This is a genomic window from Mycoplana dimorpha (assembly GCF_003046475.1).
Classification (GTDB): Bacteria; Pseudomonadota; Alphaproteobacteria; order Rhizobiales; family Rhizobiaceae; genus Mycoplana; species Mycoplana dimorpha.
In genome coordinates this window covers 112,552-130,576 of the sequence record NZ_PZZZ01000006.1, presented here as the reverse complement: position 1 = coordinate 130,576, position 18,025 = coordinate 112,552, and the positions used below count along the sequence as shown (strand labels likewise).

18 protein-coding genes are annotated in these 18,025 nt (G+C 66.6%); 6 read left to right on the top strand and 12 right to left on the bottom strand.

Annotated elements, in window-relative coordinates:
- Positions 1-3 precede the first annotated feature (3 nt).
- On the top strand, positions 4-1,248 hold the full coding sequence (locus C7449_RS15330; protein WP_108003773.1) for a Zn-dependent hydrolase: 1,245 nt from the start codon (positions 4-6) through the stop codon (positions 1,246-1,248).
- 30 nt (positions 1,249-1,278) lie between these two features.
- Here C7449_RS15330 and C7449_RS15325 read toward each other — a convergent pair whose 3' ends face one another.
- The 4 genes from C7449_RS15325 to C7449_RS15310 form a co-directional block, all read right to left on the bottom strand.
- Positions 1,279-2,199 (bottom strand): LysR family transcriptional regulator, encoded by a 921-nt coding sequence (locus C7449_RS15325; RefSeq protein ID WP_108003772.1) that lies wholly within the window; start codon positions 2,197-2,199, stop codon positions 1,279-1,281.
- 162 nt (positions 2,200-2,361) lie between these two features.
- On the bottom strand, positions 2,362-4,320 hold the full coding sequence (locus tag C7449_RS15320; RefSeq protein ID WP_108003771.1) for an oxidoreductase: 1,959 nt from the start codon (positions 4,318-4,320) through the stop codon (positions 2,362-2,364).
- The gene (locus C7449_RS15315) at positions 4,313-4,675 is read right to left on the bottom strand and encodes an AraC family ligand binding domain-containing protein (RefSeq protein WP_108003770.1); all 363 of its coding nucleotides are present in this window, start codon (positions 4,673-4,675) and stop codon (positions 4,313-4,315) included. The genes C7449_RS15320 and C7449_RS15315 overlap by 8 nt, the downstream gene beginning before the upstream one ends.
- 131 nt (positions 4,676-4,806) lie before the next feature.
- A complete protein-coding gene (locus C7449_RS15310) occupies positions 4,807-5,385 on the bottom strand; it encodes a helix-turn-helix domain-containing protein (protein WP_210204741.1) in 579 nt (192 codons plus the stop codon).
- Between the two features lie 278 nt (positions 5,386-5,663).
- Here C7449_RS15310 and C7449_RS15305 point away from each other — a divergent pair, with 278 nt between their 5' ends.
- Both C7449_RS15305 and C7449_RS15300 read left to right on the top strand, forming a co-directional pair.
- Positions 5,664-6,053: an antitoxin Xre/MbcA/ParS toxin-binding domain-containing protein gene (locus C7449_RS15305; protein WP_108003768.1), complete on the top strand. Its 390-nt coding sequence runs from the start codon at positions 5,664-5,666 to the stop codon at positions 6,051-6,053.
- Entirely contained in the window at positions 6,050-6,568 is a 519-nt protein-coding gene (locus tag C7449_RS15300) for an RES family NAD+ phosphorylase (RefSeq protein ID WP_108003767.1), read from the top strand. Before C7449_RS15305 ends, C7449_RS15300 begins: the two co-directional genes overlap by 4 nt.
- Before the next feature lie 215 nt (positions 6,569-6,783).
- Here C7449_RS15300 and C7449_RS15295 read toward each other — a convergent pair whose 3' ends face one another.
- Positions 6,784-7,299: a MarR family winged helix-turn-helix transcriptional regulator gene (locus C7449_RS15295; RefSeq protein ID WP_108003766.1), complete on the bottom strand. Its 516-nt coding sequence runs from the start codon at positions 7,297-7,299 to the stop codon at positions 6,784-6,786.
- An 84-nt stretch (positions 7,300-7,383) separates the two neighbouring features.
- On the opposite strand from C7449_RS15295, the gene hmgA reads away from it, so the two are divergent.
- Positions 7,384-8,745, top strand: a complete 1,362-nt coding sequence (gene hmgA, locus C7449_RS15290; RefSeq protein WP_108003765.1) for a homogentisate 1,2-dioxygenase — start codon at positions 7,384-7,386, stop codon at positions 8,743-8,745.
- 298 nt (positions 8,746-9,043) lie between these two features.
- Here the strand turns inward: hmgA and C7449_RS15285 are convergent, their stop codons facing one another.
- Positions 9,044-9,670: a DUF2585 domain-containing protein gene (locus tag C7449_RS15285; RefSeq protein ID WP_108003764.1), complete on the bottom strand. Its 627-nt coding sequence runs from the start codon at positions 9,668-9,670 to the stop codon at positions 9,044-9,046.
- A gap of 35 nt (positions 9,671-9,705) precedes the next feature.
- Between C7449_RS15285 and C7449_RS15280 the strand changes: the two genes are divergently transcribed.
- Positions 9,706-10,731 (top strand): fumarylacetoacetate hydrolase family protein, encoded by a 1,026-nt coding sequence (locus C7449_RS15280; RefSeq protein WP_108003763.1) that lies wholly within the window; start codon positions 9,706-9,708, stop codon positions 10,729-10,731.
- The gene (gene maiA / locus C7449_RS15275; protein WP_108003762.1) at positions 10,728-11,369 is read left to right on the top strand and encodes a maleylacetoacetate isomerase; all 642 of its coding nucleotides are present in this window, start codon (positions 10,728-10,730) and stop codon (positions 11,367-11,369) included. The genes C7449_RS15280 and maiA overlap by 4 nt, the downstream gene beginning before the upstream one ends.
- A 169-nt stretch (positions 11,370-11,538) precedes the next feature.
- Here the strand turns inward: maiA and C7449_RS15270 are convergent, their stop codons facing one another.
- The 6 genes from C7449_RS15270 to C7449_RS15245 all read right to left on the bottom strand — a co-directional run bounded on the left by C7449_RS15270 (position 11,539) and on the right by C7449_RS15245 (position 18,013).
- The gene (locus C7449_RS15270; protein WP_108003761.1) at positions 11,539-12,567 is read right to left on the bottom strand and encodes a trans-3-hydroxy-L-proline dehydratase; all 1,029 of its coding nucleotides are present in this window, start codon (positions 12,565-12,567) and stop codon (positions 11,539-11,541) included.
- Positions 12,568-12,680: 113 nt separating this feature from the next.
- Positions 12,681-14,375 carry a cis-3-hydroxy-L-proline dehydratase gene (lhpI, locus tag C7449_RS15265; RefSeq protein ID WP_170115906.1) on the bottom strand — a complete coding sequence of 565 codons (1,695 nt, stop codon included), beginning with the start codon at positions 14,373-14,375 and terminating at the stop codon, positions 12,681-12,683.
- A complete protein-coding gene (locus C7449_RS15260) occupies positions 14,372-15,373 on the bottom strand; it encodes a 4-hydroxyproline epimerase (RefSeq protein WP_108003759.1) in 1,002 nt (333 codons plus the stop codon). The genes lhpI and C7449_RS15260 overlap by 4 nt, the downstream gene beginning before the upstream one ends.
- A 13-nt stretch (positions 15,374-15,386) precedes the next feature.
- On the bottom strand, positions 15,387-16,634 hold the full coding sequence (locus tag C7449_RS15255) for an NAD(P)/FAD-dependent oxidoreductase (protein WP_108003758.1): 1,248 nt from the start codon (positions 16,632-16,634) through the stop codon (positions 15,387-15,389).
- Positions 16,635-16,644: 10 nt separating this feature from the next.
- Positions 16,645-17,367 (bottom strand): amino acid ABC transporter ATP-binding protein, encoded by a 723-nt coding sequence (locus C7449_RS15250; RefSeq protein WP_108003757.1) that lies wholly within the window; start codon positions 17,365-17,367, stop codon positions 16,645-16,647.
- A complete protein-coding gene (locus C7449_RS15245; protein ID WP_108003756.1) occupies positions 17,360-18,013 on the bottom strand; it encodes an amino acid ABC transporter permease in 654 nt (217 codons plus the stop codon). Before C7449_RS15245 ends, C7449_RS15250 begins: the two co-directional genes overlap by 8 nt.
- Positions 18,014-18,025 lie beyond the last annotated feature (12 nt).

The following is an 18,025-nucleotide window of genomic DNA, read 5'->3' as shown; positions in this document are numbered from 1 at the left end:
ACCATGTCGTTCTCCCCGAACACCCGAGTCGATATCGACCGTTTCTGGTCGACCATCGAAAGCTCCGCCGAGATCGGTCAGGGACGGCCGGGCGGGCTTGCCCGGCTCACGCTGACCGACGCGGATCGCCAGATGCGGGACCTGTTCGTCAACTGGTGCCGGGATGCGGGCCTGAGCGTCGAGATCGATGAACTCGGCAACATCTTCGGCCGGCGCGAGGGCCGCGAGCCCGGCCTGCCGCCGGTCGTCATCGGCAGCCATCTCGATACCCAGATCAATGGCGGCCGCTTCGACGGCATCGCCGGTGTCCTGGCCGGGCTGGAAGTGGTGCGTATGCTGAACGATGCGGGGCACGTGACCCGTCGCCCGATCGTCGTCGTCGACTGGACGAACGAGGAGGGCGCCCGCTTCTCCCCGCCGATGGTCGCCTCGGGCTGCTTCGTCGGGGCATATGAGGCGGACTGGGTCCGGGGTCTGGTAGCCGATGACGGGGCGCGGTTCGGCGACGAGCTGGAGCGCATCGGCTACAACGGCAACAAGCCGTGCCGGGCTGGCGAGATCGATGCCTATTACGAACTGCATATCGAGCAGGGGCCGATCCTCGACCGCGAGGGTCGCGACGTCGGCGTGGTGACGGGTGGCTATCCGAGCTATGGGATGCGGGTGCGCTTCGAGGGCAAGACCGCGCATACCGGGCCGACGCCGATGGACCTGCGCCACAATGCACTGATCGCCGGCGCCCGCTGGCTGACGGCGGTGGACGACATCGGTTGGGATTTTGCCGTCGGCGACGGCAAGGCGACCGGGGCACGGCTGGCGGCCTGGCCGAACAAGCCCGGCATCCTCTCCGACACGGCCCAGGCCATCTGCGACGTGCGTCATCCCGACCCCGCCACGGCACGGGTGATGGCCGAGAAGATGCGCCGCGCGCTGTTCGAAAGCGCTGCCCGCGCCGGCTGCGAGGCGGTGATCGAGGACGAATGGTTCTGGGGTGGCGACATCTTCGACCGCACCATGGTGGACGGCATCCGGGCCGAGGCTGCGCGCATGGACTATGATTGGCGCGATATCCAGTCCCAGGCCGGGCACGACGCCTATTTCCTCGCCCGGCACTGCCCGACGGCGATGATCTTCACGCCCTGCAAGGGAGGCATCACCCACAACAACGAGGAGGACTGCGACCGTGACGACCTGGCGCCCGGCCTCAATGTGCTGCTGCATGCGGTTGTGGCCCGCGCCGACCGCTGATGGCCGGTGAGGGTGCCGGTCGCGGCGCCCTCAATGCATGTCGGGATAGAGCGTTCGCAGCTCCTGGACCAGATCGAGGAAATGCCGCTCGGCGCGGGAGTAACCGCCTTCCGGGTGGCTTACCAGGAAGACGTCGGCGCCGAGCGGATATCCCTTGATCTCCAAGGGCCAGAGGAGGCCGCTCGCCACCTGGCCGTGAACCGCGGTCACCGGCAGAATGCCAATCCCGAGGCCGGCGATGATCATTCGCCGCACCTCCTCCAGATTTGGGCTCTGTCCGCTGATGCGCTCGCCGAGGCCAAGGCTCTGGCTGAGCACTGCCATGGGTTCGAGGCCCATGCCCTCGGTGGCGCAGGTGAAGGACACAAAGGACTCCTGCCGCAGTTCCCGCTTCTCGATCTCCTTGCGGCCGAAAAACGGGTGCTCCGCGCCGCAATAGACGCTGAATTCCTCGCGAAACATCAGCTCGCAGTTCAGGCTGAAGACGGGGCGGGAAAGCAGGCAGAAACCGATGCCGCACTTTTCCGTCTGGATGCGCTTGATCGTGTCCTGGCTGTTCTGGACCTCGACCACCCAGGTCACCGAGGGGTAGCGCTGGTGGTAGAGGCGCATGGCTTCGTTGATCAGCGACGACTCGAGGTTGGAGATGATCTGGATGCGGATCTCGCCGAACTCCTCGGCGGCCCGGTCCTGGGTGCGCTGGGCGATCCGCTCGACCGCCTGGAAGATTTCGCTGCACTCCTCGTAGACCTTCTGCCCGGGCGCCGTCAGTTCGAACTTCCGGCTGCCGCGCAGCACGAGCTGGCATCCAAGCTGCTCCTCCAGGCGCTGGAGCGCCTGGCTGACGGAGGGTTGGCTCATGTTCAGCCGCGCCGCGGCCCGCGTAACGCTCCGCTCTTCGGCAACCATGAAGAACGATCGCAGGAGATTGAGATTGAGGTCTTTCAGCATCCGGTCACTCTATCCAGGAGATTGCAGCCGACGTCATGTCCGGATGGCGCCTGCTTTGCAATGCACTATAGATGCTGTTTGAGCATTGCTGGTCAGTTTGGCCCTCTGATGCGCCGCATGCGTTCGCCTTGAAGCGGGTGCCCCCGCCTTGGGGGCAGGGCCTTAAAGCCCGGCCCCGATCCGCAGTCCATCGTAGACAGCCTCTTCTGCCGTGCGCGGCGCCAGGCAGTCGCCGGCCATGTGCACCTCGATGCCCAGCCCCGCCAGTTCCCGCTCGAGACTGTCGGCCGGCCGATGGCCGAGACAGACGACGAGCATGTCGATGTCGTCGAAGGTGATGGGCTCGCCGCTGACGGTGTGCTGCATGTAGACGGTGCCGCTGTCGGCACCATAGAGGCGGGCATAGGGCGTGACGCGAACCTGCAATCTGTGCAGTTCGGCGGCGATGTTGTCGCGGACGTAGAGCGGCAGCGTGGCGGCCGGATGGGTGCCGTTCACGGCCAGTTCGACGACGCTGCCATCCTTGACCAGCATCTCGGCAATGCCGGGCCCGATCCAGTCGCTGCGCCAGTCGGCGATGACGACGCGGCGGCCCGGCTTGACCTCCTTGCGCAGGATCTGCCAGGCGTCGACGACCTGGACGGACTCGTCGACCGGGAATTCCGGCACATAGGGGGTGGCGCCCGTGGCGAGAACGACCGCGTCGGGGCTCTCGCGTTCCACCAGCGCCCGGTCGACCCGGACGCCGCGGACGATCCGCACCTGCTGCTGTTCGAGCTCGCGGCTCAGGTTGGTGATGATGCCGCCGAACTCCGCACGTCGAGGCAGGAGCTGCGCCAGCTTCGCCTGGCCGCCGAGCTGGCTTTCGGCCTCGTAGAGGGTGACCTCATGGCCACGCTTGGCCGCCGTGATGGCCGCCTTCATCCCGGCCGGGCCGCCACCGACGACCATCACGCGCCGGGCGCGGCCGGCGGGCTCGATGGAGCCGAAGCGGAGTTCGCGGCCGGTCTCCGGATGCTGGATGCAGGAGATCGGATAGCCCCGGTGGAAGTGGCCGATGCAGGCCTGGTTGCAGGCAATGCAGGCGCGGATGTCGTCGGGGCGATTGTCCCTCGCCTTGTTCGGCATTTCCGGATCGCAGATCAGCGCACGGGTCATGCCGCACATGTCTGCCGAACCGCTGGCGATCACCGCTTCTGCTTCGTGCGGCTGGTTGATCCTTCCCGCGACGAAGACCGGGATCGTCAGCGCATCCTTGATCCGCTTGGCGTCGCTGGCGAGGTAGGCGTTCTGGTAGGCCATCGGCGGCACGATGTGGACGGCGCCGCCGACCGTTGCGGACGTGCCGGCCGTCACGTTGACATAGTCGAGCAACGGCTCGAGGCCGGTGCAGCACTCGAGCACTTCGTCGGCGGCCAGCCCGGTCTCGTCGCGTTCATCCGCACTGATGCGCATGCCGATGACGAAGTCGTCGCCGGTTTCCGCCCGCATCGCCTCCAGCGCCTCCCTGAAGAATCGCAGGCGATTGTCCAGGCTGCCCCCATACGCATCGGTCCGCCGGTTGACCCTCGGATTGAGAAACTGCGCGGGCAGGTAGCCGTGGCTGGCGACGAATTCGACCCCGTCGAGACCGGCCAGATACATCCGCTTCGCAGCCGAGGCATAGCCGGCGACGATCTCCGCGATGAGTTCCTGATCGAGTTCCCTGGGCATGACGCCGAACCGCTCGTTCGGCGAAACGGAGGGCGCGTAGGCGACGGCGAGCAGGCCATCGCCACTTTCCATGATCTCGCGGCCCGGATGGAAGAGCTGCGAGAAGATCGCACAGCCCTCGGCGTGGCAGACCTCCGCCAGCCGGCGATAGCCATCGATGCAACCGTCATCCGTCGCCATCAGCATGTGCGACGTATAGCGCGCCGTTTCATGAACGCCGGCGACCTGGGTGATGATGAGGCCCACCCCGCCCTTGGCGCGCGCCCTGTGGTAGGCGATCAGCGCGTCGTTGACGGTCGCATCGGTCGGCATCGTGGTGTCGTGGCCGGTCGACAGGATGCGATTCTTGATGCGCTTGCCGCGAATTTCCAGAGGCGAGAAAAGACCGGGAAACAGTTCTTCAGTCATTCCGGGCCTTCTCCGCACGCGCCTTCCAGTCGACCGGCGAGAGCGCGTAGAATACCGTCGCGCCATCGCCTTCATAGTGCAGCGGCGTGTTCTCGGGCACCCACAGCACGTCGCCCGGGGAGCATTCGTACACGGCATCGCCGACACGAAGTCGGAATGTTCCTTCCAGCGTGACGATCAGTTCGTCGTAGAGGACGGTCCAGGCGATCGAGCAGTCATCGAACCGGGCGATCCCGGCGCCCATCGAACGGCTCAGTTCGGGGCCTACCAGGCGGCTGATCGACGCCTTGTCGGCGGGGCTGCCATACGGCTCGAAAACCCGCTCGCTGCTTTTGAAATGCACGATATCCGCCATGTCTCACTCCCGTCCGCCACCAAGATTTTCTCCGACACTGCGGTTCCACGAGTAAAAAATCAATCCAAATTTTTACTACTGGAAACTTACAAGGCGAATTATTTTACGTGAGACCTTGGCGGACGGGGACGTCAGAATGCGGGCGGGCTTATCGCCCAGAGGACGATCGCCTCGACCGTTCCGGGATTCCGGTAACGGTGCGGCTCCCTGGAGGAGAACGAGCAACTGTCGCCGGTTGCAAGGTGAAAGTGCTTCTCGCCGACCCAGATCTCCAGTTCGCCGGCCAGCACGAACCCCACCTCGTCGCCCTCGTGCGAATAGGCTTCCCTGCTCTCGCTGCCGGGGGGCATGCGGCTGTAGATCATTTCGACCTGAGCGCTCATCTTCGGGGTGAGCAACTCGTCGACGATCCCCTTCTCGTATTCGATCTTCAACCGGTTCCGGGCACGGACGACGTATTCGCGCTCTTCCGCCGGCACGTCCAGCGAGCCGGAGAAGAACCACTGCACCGTCACGCCCAGGCTCGCGGCGATGTTCACCAGCGCCGGAATGGACGGATAGGCAAGGCTTCGTTCGATCTGGCTGATGTAGCCGGGAGACAGCCTGGACTGTTCGGCGAGGGCGGACAGGGTCATCTTGCGGCGCTTCCGCAACCCGCGGATCCGGTCCCCGAGAATTGGGTGGCCGTTCAACTCCGATTCGACTCTCATGTCCTGCATTTCCCTTTCGCCCGCATATGGCACCCCACACGGCTTTATCCAAATTATCCAGCGGGGAGGCGGTGTAAAGCCGGCCACGATACATCCGACGAGTGCGCCGGCGCGCAACAGGCGGCGGCGCGAGCTTGATGTCCGATCCGCGGGGAGGTTCGCGGACTGGCGTTGAGGCAGGCTGGGGACGCAGAAGTCGGGGGCCGGTGCCTTGTCGCAGCGCTGGAAGCGCCATATATTATGCACAGGAAATACGGCGCGGGAATTGGCAGGGTGACATGGCACACGCATTGAAAACCACAGAGCGGAATGCTCCGCTGGTCGTTGCCTACATGGACCAGGGCGGCAAGATCGCGCCGGATGACGTGGCGGACGGCTTCGGCATGTCCAAGGGCCAGCTCGCCGAGACGGCCGGGCTGGCGCGCGAGACACTCTACCGCTCCGCCCGCAGCATGGGCCCGAAGACACAGGGGCGCCTGCGCGAGATGCTGGAGATCATCAGCCGGGTGAGCGACTGGGCCGGCGGCAAGGACCAGGCGATGGCCTGGTACCGGGCGCAGCCGCTCGCCGCCTTCGGCGGGCGTACCGCCGAGGCGTTGGTGAAGGACGGCAAGGCATCGGCCGTGCGCGACTATCTCGACCACGTCGCGCTCGGGGGCTTTGCTTGAGGTTTGCCGGTACCGCCTACCGCGCGCATGACCCGCGCTGGGCGTTCAAGCCGGTCTCCGGCGAGGGGGCGGCGATCCGGGGCGCCCGATTCAATCCGAAAGGCACGCCGGCGCTCTACCTGGCGCTGAGCATCATGACGGCGGTCAAAGAGGCCAACCAGGGCTTCGCCCACCGCATCGATCCCTGCGTGCTCTGCTCCTACGACGTGGACTGCGAGGACATCGCCGACCTCTGCACCGTGGCCGGCCGGGCGGAATTCGCCGTTTCGGTCGAGGAAATGGGCTGCGCCTGGGCCATGGCGCTCGCCGAAGGCAAGAGGCCCGCCTCGTGGGAGATCCACGACCGCCTCGTCGCACGCGGCGTTGCCGGCATCGTCGTGCCGAGCTTCGCCCCCGGCGCCGGCGAGGACGATCGGAACCTGGTCCTTTGGAAATGGGGGCCGGACCTGCCGCACCGGGTGGACGTTTTCGATCCCAGCGGCCGCCTGCCGAAGGACCAGCTCTCCTGGCGTTGATCTGCCGGCGCTCCCCGCGGGTTCGTCGACCTGGCCGAAGGCCACCTCGATCCGCCGTGCTCAACCGGCTTGCGGGCCTTACTTTCCCCTGCGCACTTCCAAATCGGCACGATGAGCAAGAATCGCATGCTCGCCTTGGTGCAGTTGGCAGCGGGAAGGCAAGCGCTACGGTAAGCGAGGCAAGGCGTGAGACGGCCAAACACGAGCCGCGTCCGTCAGCCAGCCCCACCGCGCCGCCGTGCCGCCCGCTGCGGGTTCGCCATCATCACCTCGACGGCATCGAGCCCCGCCTCGAGCTGCCGCAGGCCGGCATCGCCCAGAAACTCGGCCAGCTCCCGCTCGTAGGCGTGCGCCAGATCCACCATCTCCCGGTAGATGCGCAGGCCGGCCGCCGTCAGTTCGAGGTTCTCGACGCGCCGGTCGCTCTCGTCCAGGCTGCGCTTCAGCCAGCGGCGATCCTCCAGCGACTTCACGGCACGGGAGACCTTGGTCTTGTGCATGGTCGCATTGGCCCCAATTGCCGTCGCGGTCATCCGCCCGTAGGAGCCGAGCGCCGCCATCGTCCGCCATTCCGGCCGCGTCATGGCGTAGCGCGCCTTGTAGTGGGCGGCAAAGCGCAGGCTGACCGCCTCGGCGGCGCGGTTCAGCCGATAGGGCAGGAAGGCGTCGAGATCGAAATCCGCAGTGCCTGCCACAGTCTGCACCGCCTCCTCGTCGAGTTTCCGGCTCATGCGATCGCCTTGATAGTTACAAAATAGACAGTTACGACTGTAACCAATTTCCGATATGGCAGTTTTGCAGAGGAGGTGCGAGCCATGCTGGAGAAGACCGAAAAGGCGGTCGCCGCAGGCGCGACCACGTCCGAAGGCATCAGCTACATGCCGGGCTTCGGCAACGACTTCGAGACGGAGGCGCTTCCCGGCGCCCTGCCGCAGGGGCAGAACAGCCCCCAGAAGTGCAATTACGGCCTCTATGCCGAGCAGCTGTCAGGCTCGCCCTTCACGGCGCCGCGCGGCACCAACGAGCGCTCCTGGCTGTACCGCATCCGCCCGAGCGTGCGTCACACCCGGCGTTTTGCCAACGCCAGCTATCCGTTCTGGAAAACCGCGCCCTGCCTCGACGACCATTCGCTGCCGCTTGGCCAGTTGCGCTGGAACCCGCTGCCGGAGCCGGCGGACACGCTCAACTTCCTCGACGGCATCCGCACCATGACGGCGGCAGGCGACGTCCTGACCCAGGTCGGCATGGCGGCGCACGCCTATGTCTTCAACGACGACATGGTCGACGACTACTTCTTCAACGCCGACGGAGAGCTGCTCGTCGTGCCGCAGGTCGGCGCGCTGCGCGTCTTCACGGAAATGGGCATCATAGACGTCGAGCCCTCGGAGATCTGCCTGATCCCGCGCGGCATGATGTTCAAGGTGTCGCGGATCGGGGAGGAAAAAAGCTCGCGCGGCTATATCTGCGAGAATTACGGCGCCAAGTTCACCATGCCCGACCGTGGCCCGATCGGTGCCAACTGCCTGGCCAACCCGCGCGATTTCAAGACGCCGGTCGCCGCCTTCGAGGACAAGGAGACGCCCTGCCGGGTGCATGTGAAGTGGTGCGGCAAGTTCTACGTCACCGAGATCGGCCATTCGCCGCTGGACGTGGTTGCCTGGCATGGCAACTACGCGCCGTTCAAATACGACCTGCGCACCTTCTCGCCGGTCGGCGCCATCCTGTTCGACCACCCCGATCCATCGATCTTTACGGTTTTGACGGCGCCGTCAGGCGAGGAGGGGACCGCGAACGTCGATTTCGTCATCTTCCCGCCGCGCTGGCTGGTGGCCGAGCACACCTTCCGGCCGCCCTGGTATCACCGCAACATCATGAGCGAGTTCATGGGGCTGATCCACGGCCAGTACGACGCCAAGGAAAAGGGCTTCGTTCCCGGCGGCATGAGCCTGCACAACATGATGCTGCCGCACGGCCCCGACGCGACCGGCTTCGAGAAGGCCTCGAACGGCGAGCTGAAGCCCGTGAAGCTCGACAACACCATGGCCTTCATGTTTGAGACCCGCTTTCCCCAGCAACTGACGCGCTTCGCCGCCGAGCTGGAGACGCTGCAGGACGACTACATCGACTGCTGGGACGGGCTGGAACGCCGCTTCGACGGCACGCCGGATACCAAGTGATGGTGGTGTGTCGCGGCGGGCGGCAGGTAATGTTGCGCTTGCCTTGTGCATCGGCTCGACTCCCTCTCCGCAACGCTCCCGACGTCAGACTGGGATCGGTGGCCTCGCCCCTTGTTCCCGTCACCCCGGACTTGATCCGGGGTCCAGCCACGCCGTGTCTTCGGCGCAAGAGTTCCCTTGCGCTCAAGGACTTGAGCGCGCTGGATGCCGGATCAAGTCCGGCATAACGGGGGAGGGGAGGAGGTCCGTCGTCCAAGCGCTTGTCGTCGCGGAAGCGTTGTCGGTGTTGCGCGGCGCCTCAACCGCCCGCCTGCCATGCCTTCACCGCCTCCAGCGGCCAGACGAGCATCAGGATGTTGAGCGCCAGGCCGTCACGGATCAGATACGTCGTCAGCGCCTCGAAGAAGATAATGATCGCGACGCTCGCCCAGACCGGCAGCCGTGCGGCGAGGAAGAAGCCGAGCACCATCGCGGCGATGTCGGCGGCCGAATTGATGATGCTGTCGCCAAAATAGTCGAGCGAGATCGTCGCCTCGCGGTAGCGGTTGATGATGAAGTCGGTGTTCTCGAAGATCTCCCAGGCGCATTCGACGACGAGCGAAAGCGCCAGGCGGGTGACGATGCCGGCCTTCGGCAGCAGGAACGCGAACAGCGCGTAGAACAGGATGCCGTGGATGATGTGGCTCGGCGTATACCAGTCCGACAGGTGCTGCGAGTTCTCCGAGGAGACGACGACGCCGTGCCAGAGCTTCACGTAGCCGCACTTGCAGATCCAGATGCGCCCCATAAGGTGCAGGATTACAGCTGTAACGGCGATGGCCGCGGCGGAGACGCCAAGCGACTTGAAGAGCGTGCGGTTCAAGCGGAAATTCCTTGGCTTTTGGGCCGGGAGCGAACAGGCGACGGGTCGCGGCGAAGATGCCATACTGGCGCGGCAAAACACAAGATCGGGGAGGCAGCATGAAACTCGCAACGCTCAAGGACAGTACCCGTGACGGCAAGCTTGTGGTCGTGTCGAAGGACCTGACGCGCTGCTCGGAAGTGGGCCACATCGCCCGCAGCCTGCAGGCGGCCCTCGACGACTGGGCCCATGCCGGCCCGCGCCTTGCCCGGGTGGCCGAGGGCATCGAGACCGGCTCGCAGCCGACCACCCGCTTCCACGAGCACGAGGCCGCCTCGCCCCTGCCGCGCGCCTACCAGTGGGCGGACGGCTCGGCCTATGTCAATCATGTCGAGTTGGTGCGCAAGGCCCGCAATGCCGAGATGCCGGCGAGCTTCTGGACCGACCCGCTGATGTACCAGGGCGGCTCCGACTGCTTTCTCGGCCCCCGCGACCCGATCGTCGTCGCCGACGAGGCCTACGGCGTCGACATGGAGGGTGAGGTCGCCGTCGTCGTCGACGACGTGCCGATGGGGGCGAGCGTCAAAGAGGCGCGGGGCGCCATCCGGCTCGTCATGCTCGTCAACGACGTTTCGTTGCGCGGCCTGATTCCGGCCGAGCTCGCCAAGGGGTTCGGTTTCTTCCAGTCCAAGCCGTCGTCGGCCTTCTCGCCGGTCGCCGTGACGCCGGGCGAACTGGGTGACGCCTGGGACGGCGGCAGGCTGCACCTGCCGCTGCTTGTCTCGCTCAATGGCAAGACCTTCGGCCGCGCCAATGCCGGCATCGACATGACCTTCGACTTCGGCGAGCTTATCGCGCACGCGGCGAAGACCCGGGCGCTGGCGGCTGGCTCGATCATCGGCTCGGGCACGGTCTCCAACAAGCTCGATGGCGGCCCCGGCAAGCCGGTCTCCGAAGGCGGCGCCGGCTATTCCTGCATCGCCGAGATCCGCACCATCGAGACCCTCGAGACCGGCGCGCCGAAGACGCCGTTCATGAAATTCGGCGACACGGTGCGCATCGAGATGAAGGACAAGGCCGGCCATTCGATCTTCGGCGCCATCGAGCAGCGCGTGGAACGGTGGGCGGAGTCGCAACGCGAATGAGCGAAACAGTCCTCTACGATTACTGGCGATCGTCGGCGAGCTATCGCGTTCGCATCGCCCTCAACATGCTGCGCTTCGACTACCGGACGGTGCCGGTGAACCTGCTGGAGGGAGCACACAAGGCGCAGGAGCATCTGGACCGCAACCCGCAAGGGCTGGTGCCGGCGCTTGAGATCGATGGGCTGATGCTGACGCAGTCGCTGGCGATCATCGAGTATCTCGCCGAGACTCGCCATGGCTCCGGCTTCCTTCCTGCCGACCCGCCGGGCCGGCAGCGGGTGCGCGCGCTCGCCTATGCGATCGCCTTGGACATCCACCCGATCTGCAATCTCGGCGTCGCCGCCCATGTGATGGAACTGACCGGCGGCGGCGATGCGGTGCGGGCGGCGTGGATGCGAAAATTCATCGGCGACGGTCTTTCGGCGGTGGAACGGATGCTGGACGCCCCCTGGACCGGCACGTTTTGCCATGGCGATGTCCCCACCATGGCTGATATCTGCCTCGTGCCGCAGGTCTATAACGCCGAGCGTTGGGGCGTCGATCTCTCCGGGCTCGAACGGATCCGCCGCATCGCCGACGCCTGCGCCGAGTTGCCGGCGTTCAGGGCCGCGCATCCGGATGCCGTCAAGCCGGCTTGAGGGCGGCAGGCCGCAGTTCCGCGATCCGACCTCGCCGCCGCGGGAGGAGGACGGTGAAGCCTCTAACGGCGGAGCTTATTCGCTTGTTTGAAACACAGGACGAGCAGATCGCGTGAAACGGTTTCCACGCGATCTGTCTCAGGCATGGCCCACCCATCCGCGGATGAATTCAGCGCGCGCCCCAGGTGTCGGTCAGGCGATACCCTTCCGGCCACGGGTCGGAGGGGTCAAGCATGTGCTGGTGGGTGCCGGTGATCCAGGCGCGACCGGAGATTTCCGGCAGGACGGCCGGGCGGTCGCCGACGGTGGTGGTGCCGAGGATGCGGCCGGAGAATGTCGAGCCGATCAGCGACACCGCCGTCAACCGGTCCTCGAGCCCCATCTGGCCGCGCGCATGCAGCACCGCCATCCGTGCCGACAGCGCCGTGCCGGTCGGCGAGCGGTCGACCTTGCCGGGCTGGATCGCGACGGCCGCACCGGCGCGCAGGCCCTCGGCCGTGCGCTCCACCGGTCCGGCGAAGAGGCAGAACGAGAAGTGCTTCCAGTCGGGGTTTTCCGGATGATGGAAGCCGAGCGCGGCGTTGGCGGCATTGGTGATCTTCACGCCGAGGCGCGCGATGTCGTGCGCCTCGTCGGGCTTCAGCGAAAAGCCCATCGCGGCGGCATCAACTATGACGAAGCTGTCGCCGCCATAGGCGGTGTCGACAGTGAGCGTGCCGAGTCCCTCGACCTCGAGCTTGGCATCCAGCCGCTCGGCGAAGCTCGGCAGGTTCTGCACGAAGATGCGCTCGGCCTTGCCGTTGCGGCATTCGGCCCGCACGCGCACCAGCCCGCCCGGCGCTTCCAGCGTGATCTCGGTCACCGGCTCCTGCATCGGCAGGATGCCACTGTCGAGCAGCACCGTGGAGACGCAGATCGAGTTCGAGCCGGACATCGGAGGCGTGTCCTCCGGCTCCATGATGATGAATGCGGCGTCGGCCTCGGGGTTCTTCGGCGGCACCAGCAGGTTGACGTGCCGGAAGACGCCGCCGCGCGGCTCATTCAGCACGAAGTTGCGCAAGGTGTTGTCCTTGGCGATCCAGCGGCTCTGTTCCCAGATCGTGTCGCCCGGGGGCGGGGTGACGCCGCCGACGATGACGTCGCCGACTTCGCCCTCGGCGTGGGCGGAGATCACATGGATGGTCTTCGTGCTGCGCATCGCAAACTCCTCAGAGCGATTCCCGGAAAGCGCGACGCGGGTTCACACCCGGAATCGCGCAAGAACTGAGAGATAGAGGGGACTGCGCATTTCGAGAGAAATGCGCAGATACTTTACTTGAGCCAGGCCGGCAGGCGTGCCGGGGCGCGGCCGGTGAGGGCGGCGGCGGCGCAGTCGGCAAGGCTGCCGAAGCGCACGGCGCGGCCGGAAAGGCCAGGACCGTAGTGGGCATACTTGCCCGAATTGGTCATCACCGCCCGGGTCCGCGTCGGAAACAACGGCTCGGAGATCGAGCACCAGCAGAGGTCGGGCAGCACCTGCACGCCGCTCGCCGCGAGCCGGCCGAGCGTGCCGTCGGATCGGGCTTCGGCGATGACCTGATGGCCTGCGGTGACGATCACCGCGACGTCCTGGTGGCGCTTGCGGCCGGCGAGCACGTCGGCGAGCGCGCGGCATTCCTCCAGCGAGGCGTGCGGGCTGCCGATGGCGACGAGCTCCACCGCCTCGGGTCCTTCGTTCAGGCGCGACCAGGCGGCGGCCATGTCGGCGCGGGTGATGGTCGCCCGGTCGGCGTTCCCGGCTGCTGCCCCTTCGACCTCGGGCGTCACGCCCTCGACGTGCAGCATCGGGGCTGCCGAGGTGGTGCCGAAGGCGGCGCAGAGCGCCTTGAGGTCGTCACGCGACGGATTGCCGGCGGCAAGGCCGCGCAGCAGCGGTATGCGGTCGGGCGCCACATGGCCGGCAAGATAGCCGATCAACGGCCAGAAGGCGTCGTCGACATTCTCGGGCAGTTCGACGTCGATGACGCGCCGGGCCTTGCGATGGGCGTCGAGATAGACGCCGGAGAGCGGCGCCCGGCCGGTCAGCGCGATGCAGAGGTCGAGGAAGTCGGGATGCTTGGCCGTCCGCGCTCCGAGCACGGTGTTGGCGAAGATCACCGCGTTTGATTCCGCCCAGGCGATCGACTCGCCCATGCCGGGGGCGCTGTCGAGCAGGTAGGGCGAGCAGGTGAAGGTCGGGCGGCAACCCATGCGCACATAGGCGTCGGCGAGCCGTGCCGCCGGGTCGCCGAACGCGGCGGGCACACCTTGCGTTTCCCAGTTGGCGCGGTCGACGGAGATGGCGTTCATCGTCGTCGGCACCCGGACTTTCGCGCCGAGATCGGCCATCTTTTCGGCGAAGGTCAGGTTGGCGGGGCTGGCATAGATGCAGCCGTCGATGTGCCCTTGCGTAACGTCGACGAGTGTCGTTGCGCCCTGCTGCGCCGCCATGGCGCAGATGATGCGCATCGCCTGCTGCACGGCGACGCCGTCGCGCCCGTCGAGCATGGCGCGGTCGGCCTCGGAAAGATCAAGCGCGGCGGTAGCCGGCGGTTCGATCGCAAAGCTCAGCCCGTCGGCTTCGATCGTCGTGTCGGTGATGCGCGCCGTCTTCGCCTGCGAGAGTGCGGCAAAGGCGTCCGGGGCAAGGCGCAGGACGGGCAGCGGCTTGCCGAACATCTCGGTGGCGATCAGCGAGCCGAGCGTCAGCACGTCCTCGGCTTCGGAAAAGACCAGTGCCCCCGGCGCGCGGCCGCCGAGCACCATGTCGAGGAGCACGCCCGATCCGGTGCACGAGCCCCGGCTCGACGGCATCATCAGGATGGCGCCGGTGAGGCAGGTGCCGTGCAGCGGATGGTGCACGTCGATCACCGATGCGGTGGCGGGATCGACCCCTCCCCAGAAGCTCAGGGCTTCCGGCGAGGCGATGACGGGACCCTCGGCCGTGCCGGCGAGGATGCTGCGGGCAAGCATAGCAGTATTGCTCATTTCACGACGAAGCCGTGCGCGAAGGGGTCGCGGTCGTCGATGAAGATCGTGTTGATCCCGGTCATGCGGGCCCAGCCGGCGATCGAGGGGATGATCGCGTCACGGTCGGCGACCTTCGCTGCCGCCTCGACGCGGCCCTTGAAGATCGAGCCGATGATCGATTCATGCCAGAACTCGTCGCCGACCTCCAGCTTGCCCTTGGCGGCGAGCTGCGCCATGCGGGCCGAGGTGCCGGTGCCGCAGGGCGAGCGGTCGATGGCCTTCTCGCCGTAGAACACGGCGTTGCGGGCGTGCGCATCCTCGACCGTCGGCTTGCCGGTCCACTGGATGTGGCTGAGGCCGCGGATTTCCGGATGCTCGGGATGGACGAACTCGTACTTCTCGTTGAGCGCGGCGCGCAGCTTCGGGCTCCAGCCCACCAGTTCGCCGGCGGTGTGATCGGCCATGTCGCGAAAGTTCTTCTGCGGCTCGACGATGGCGTAGAAGTTGCCGCCATAGGCGACGTCGACGACGATCTCGCCCAGGCCCTCGACCTCGGCCGTCAGCCCTTCGGCATAGAGGAAGCCGGGCACGTTGGTCAGCCGCACTTCCTCGACGAAGCGGCCTTCCTGGCGGTAGGTGATGTCGACCTTGCCGGCCGGTGCTTCGATCGACAGCTTGCCCGGCTCGCGCGGGGTGATCAGGCCGTTCTCGATGCCCATGGTGATCGTGCCGATCGTGCCGTGGCCGCACATCGGCAGGCAGCCGGAGGTCTCGATGAACAGCACCGCGACGTCGCAGTCCGGGCGCGTCGGCGGATAGAGGATCGAGCCCGACATCATGTCATGGCCGCGCGGCTCGAACATCAGGCCGGTGCGGATCCAGTCGAACTCGCGCAGGAAATGGGCGCGCTTTTCCAGCATGTTGGCGCCTTCGAGGCGCGGGCCGCCGCCCGAGACGAGGCGGACCGGGTTGCCGCAGGTATGACCGTCGATGCAGGAGAAGGTGTGGGTGGCCATGGCAAAACCTCTGTCAGAATCTTTGCGGCGAGAAGGAAGCGATGTCGATGGCAGGCGTCCTGCCGGTGATGAGATCGGCGACCAGGCGGGCGGTGCCGGCCGACTGGGTCAGGCCGAGATGGCCGTGACCGAAGGCATAGGTCACCCGCGGCGTGGCGCGGGCGCGGCCGATCGCCGGCAGGCTGTCGGGCAATGACGGGCGGAAGCCCATCCACTGCTCGCCGCCCTGCGGCTTCAGGCCCGGCAGGAACGCCTGCGCCTTCTTCAGCATGGCCTCGGAGCGGCGGAAGTTCGCCGGCATTGCGAGACCACCGAGCTCCACCGCGCCGCCGACGCGGATGCCGGTCGACAGGCGACTGACGACGAAGCCGTGGCCGCCAAAGGTGACCTGGGTGCGCAGGTCGAAGGCATCGGCCGGGAGCGTAGTGTTGTAACCGCGCTCGGTCTCGAGCGGAATGCGATCGCCGATGGTGCGGGCGATGCGGTGGGAGAAGGCACCGGCCGCAAGCACCACCTGGGCCGCACGCCGCGTGCTGCCGTCCGCCGTGACGATCTCGACGCCGCCCTCGAACGGCCGCAGCGCCGTCACCTCGCCACGCTCGATCGAGCCGCCCCGCTGGCGGACCTCGTCGGCGAGCGCCAGCGTGTAGAGCTTCGGATCGGCGATGGAGTACCAGCCGGGCGTGAAGGTGCCGTGAGTGAAGCGCGGCGACAGGCCGGGCTGGATCTCGGCCATGGCGGCCGCGTCGAGGTGCCGGAACTCGATGCCGTGCTCCTCGCGCGCCTTCCAGCCGGGCAGCGACGCCTCGAGCTCAGCCTTGCCCTCGTAGACCTGCAGGTTGCCGTCCTTGCGAAGCATCGGCAGGGTGCCGGTCTCCTGCAGGAAAGGCTCAAGCTCGGCCTTCGACAGGTCCATCAGCGCCGTCTGCGCCGCCGTCGAATGGGCGACGCGGGAGGGCGAGCAGGCCCGCCAGAAACGGAACATCCACGGCGCGATCTTGAACGCATAGCTCGGCGGCACCGTCAGCGGCCCGAGCGGATCGAGCAGCCACTTCGGCGCCTTCTTCAGGATGCCGGGCGAGGCGAGCGGCAGGATGTCGGTGAAGGCGAAGGCGCCGGCATTGCCTGCCGAGGCACCCGCCGCCGGGCCTACACGATCCAGTACGGTGACGGAAAGCCCCCGCATCTGCAGGGCCAGTGCCGCGGAAAGCCCCACGACGCCGGCGCCGATCAAGATCACCTCGGGCTGAGCCTTGTTCATTCTCGTGTCCTCAGTGCGTCGCGGCGAGGAACTTCTTGGTCTCGGCGTGCTGCGGCGCGTCGAACAGCTGTTCCGGCGGCGCGATCTCGGCCATGACGCCCTGGTGGAAGAAGGCCACGCGGTCGGAGACCTCGCGCGCGAACTTCATCTCGTGGGTCACGCAGATCATCGTCATGCCTTCGGATGCCAGCATCCGCAGCGTGTCAAGCACCTCGCCGACCAGCATCGGGTCGAGCGCCGAGGTCACCTCGTCGAACAGCATGTATTCCGGCGACATCGCCAGCGCTCGGGCAATCGCCATGCGCTGCTGCTGGCCGCCCGACATGCGGTTCGGATAGACCGACAGCTTTTCGGCCAGGCCGACGTGGGTGAGCTGGCGCACGGCGATGGCCTCGGCCTCTGCCTTCGACAGGCCGAGCACCTTGCGGGGCGCCAGCATGACGTTTTCCAACACCGTCAGGTGCGGGAACGCGTTCCACTGCTGGAACACGATGCCCACCTTCTGGCGCAGCTTGTTCAGGTTGGTGCTTTTGGCGTGAACATCGGTTCCGTCGATGACGATCCGGCCGGCATCGATCGGCTCGAGGCCGTTGATGCAGGTGAGCAGCGTCGACTTGCCGGAGCCGGAGCCGCCGATGACGGTCAGCACTTCGCCCTTGTCGACGGTCAGGTTGATTCCCTTCAGAACCTCCAACTCGCCGAAGGATTTGCGGACGTTTTCAATCTCAATCATTGGGAGACCACCGTTTCTCGAGATACCCGCCGAGCCGGGCGATGGGGAAGCTGATGATGAAGTAGATGGCGCCGCAGATCATCAGGATCAAAAGCGGCTCCTGCAGGCGGGTGACGAGGATCTGCGAGGCGCGCAGCAACTCGATCAAACCGAGCCAGAGCACGAGTGCGGAATCCTTCATCACGCTGAGCGCCAGGCCGATCCAGGCCGGCAGCGAGACGCGGGTGGCGAGCGGCGCCACGATGTAGCGCATGTCCTGCCACCAGGTCATGCCCAGCGACCGGGCCGCGCGGCGCGTCGTCACCGGAACCGATGACATGCCGCCGCGGACGATCTCGGTGCAATAGGCGGCCGTATAGAGCGACAGCACCACGCATGAGGTCGTGAACGGCGGCCAGCCGAGCTTGGCGATCGACTGGAAGGCGTTGCCGAGCACGAGCTGGATCAGCAGCGGCACGGAGCGGAACACGTCCAGCACGAAGGTCAGCGGGGCGGACCAGTAGGGGCCGAGCTGGAAGCGGATCACCCCGCATATGACGCCGAGCACCGTGCCGGCGGCGACCGAGATGGCGGTGACCGCGAGCGTCATCCCCGCGCCCTTGGCGAGGAAGGCCAGGTCACCCCAGGTGAGGGCAGTTTCAATCATCACTTACCTCTC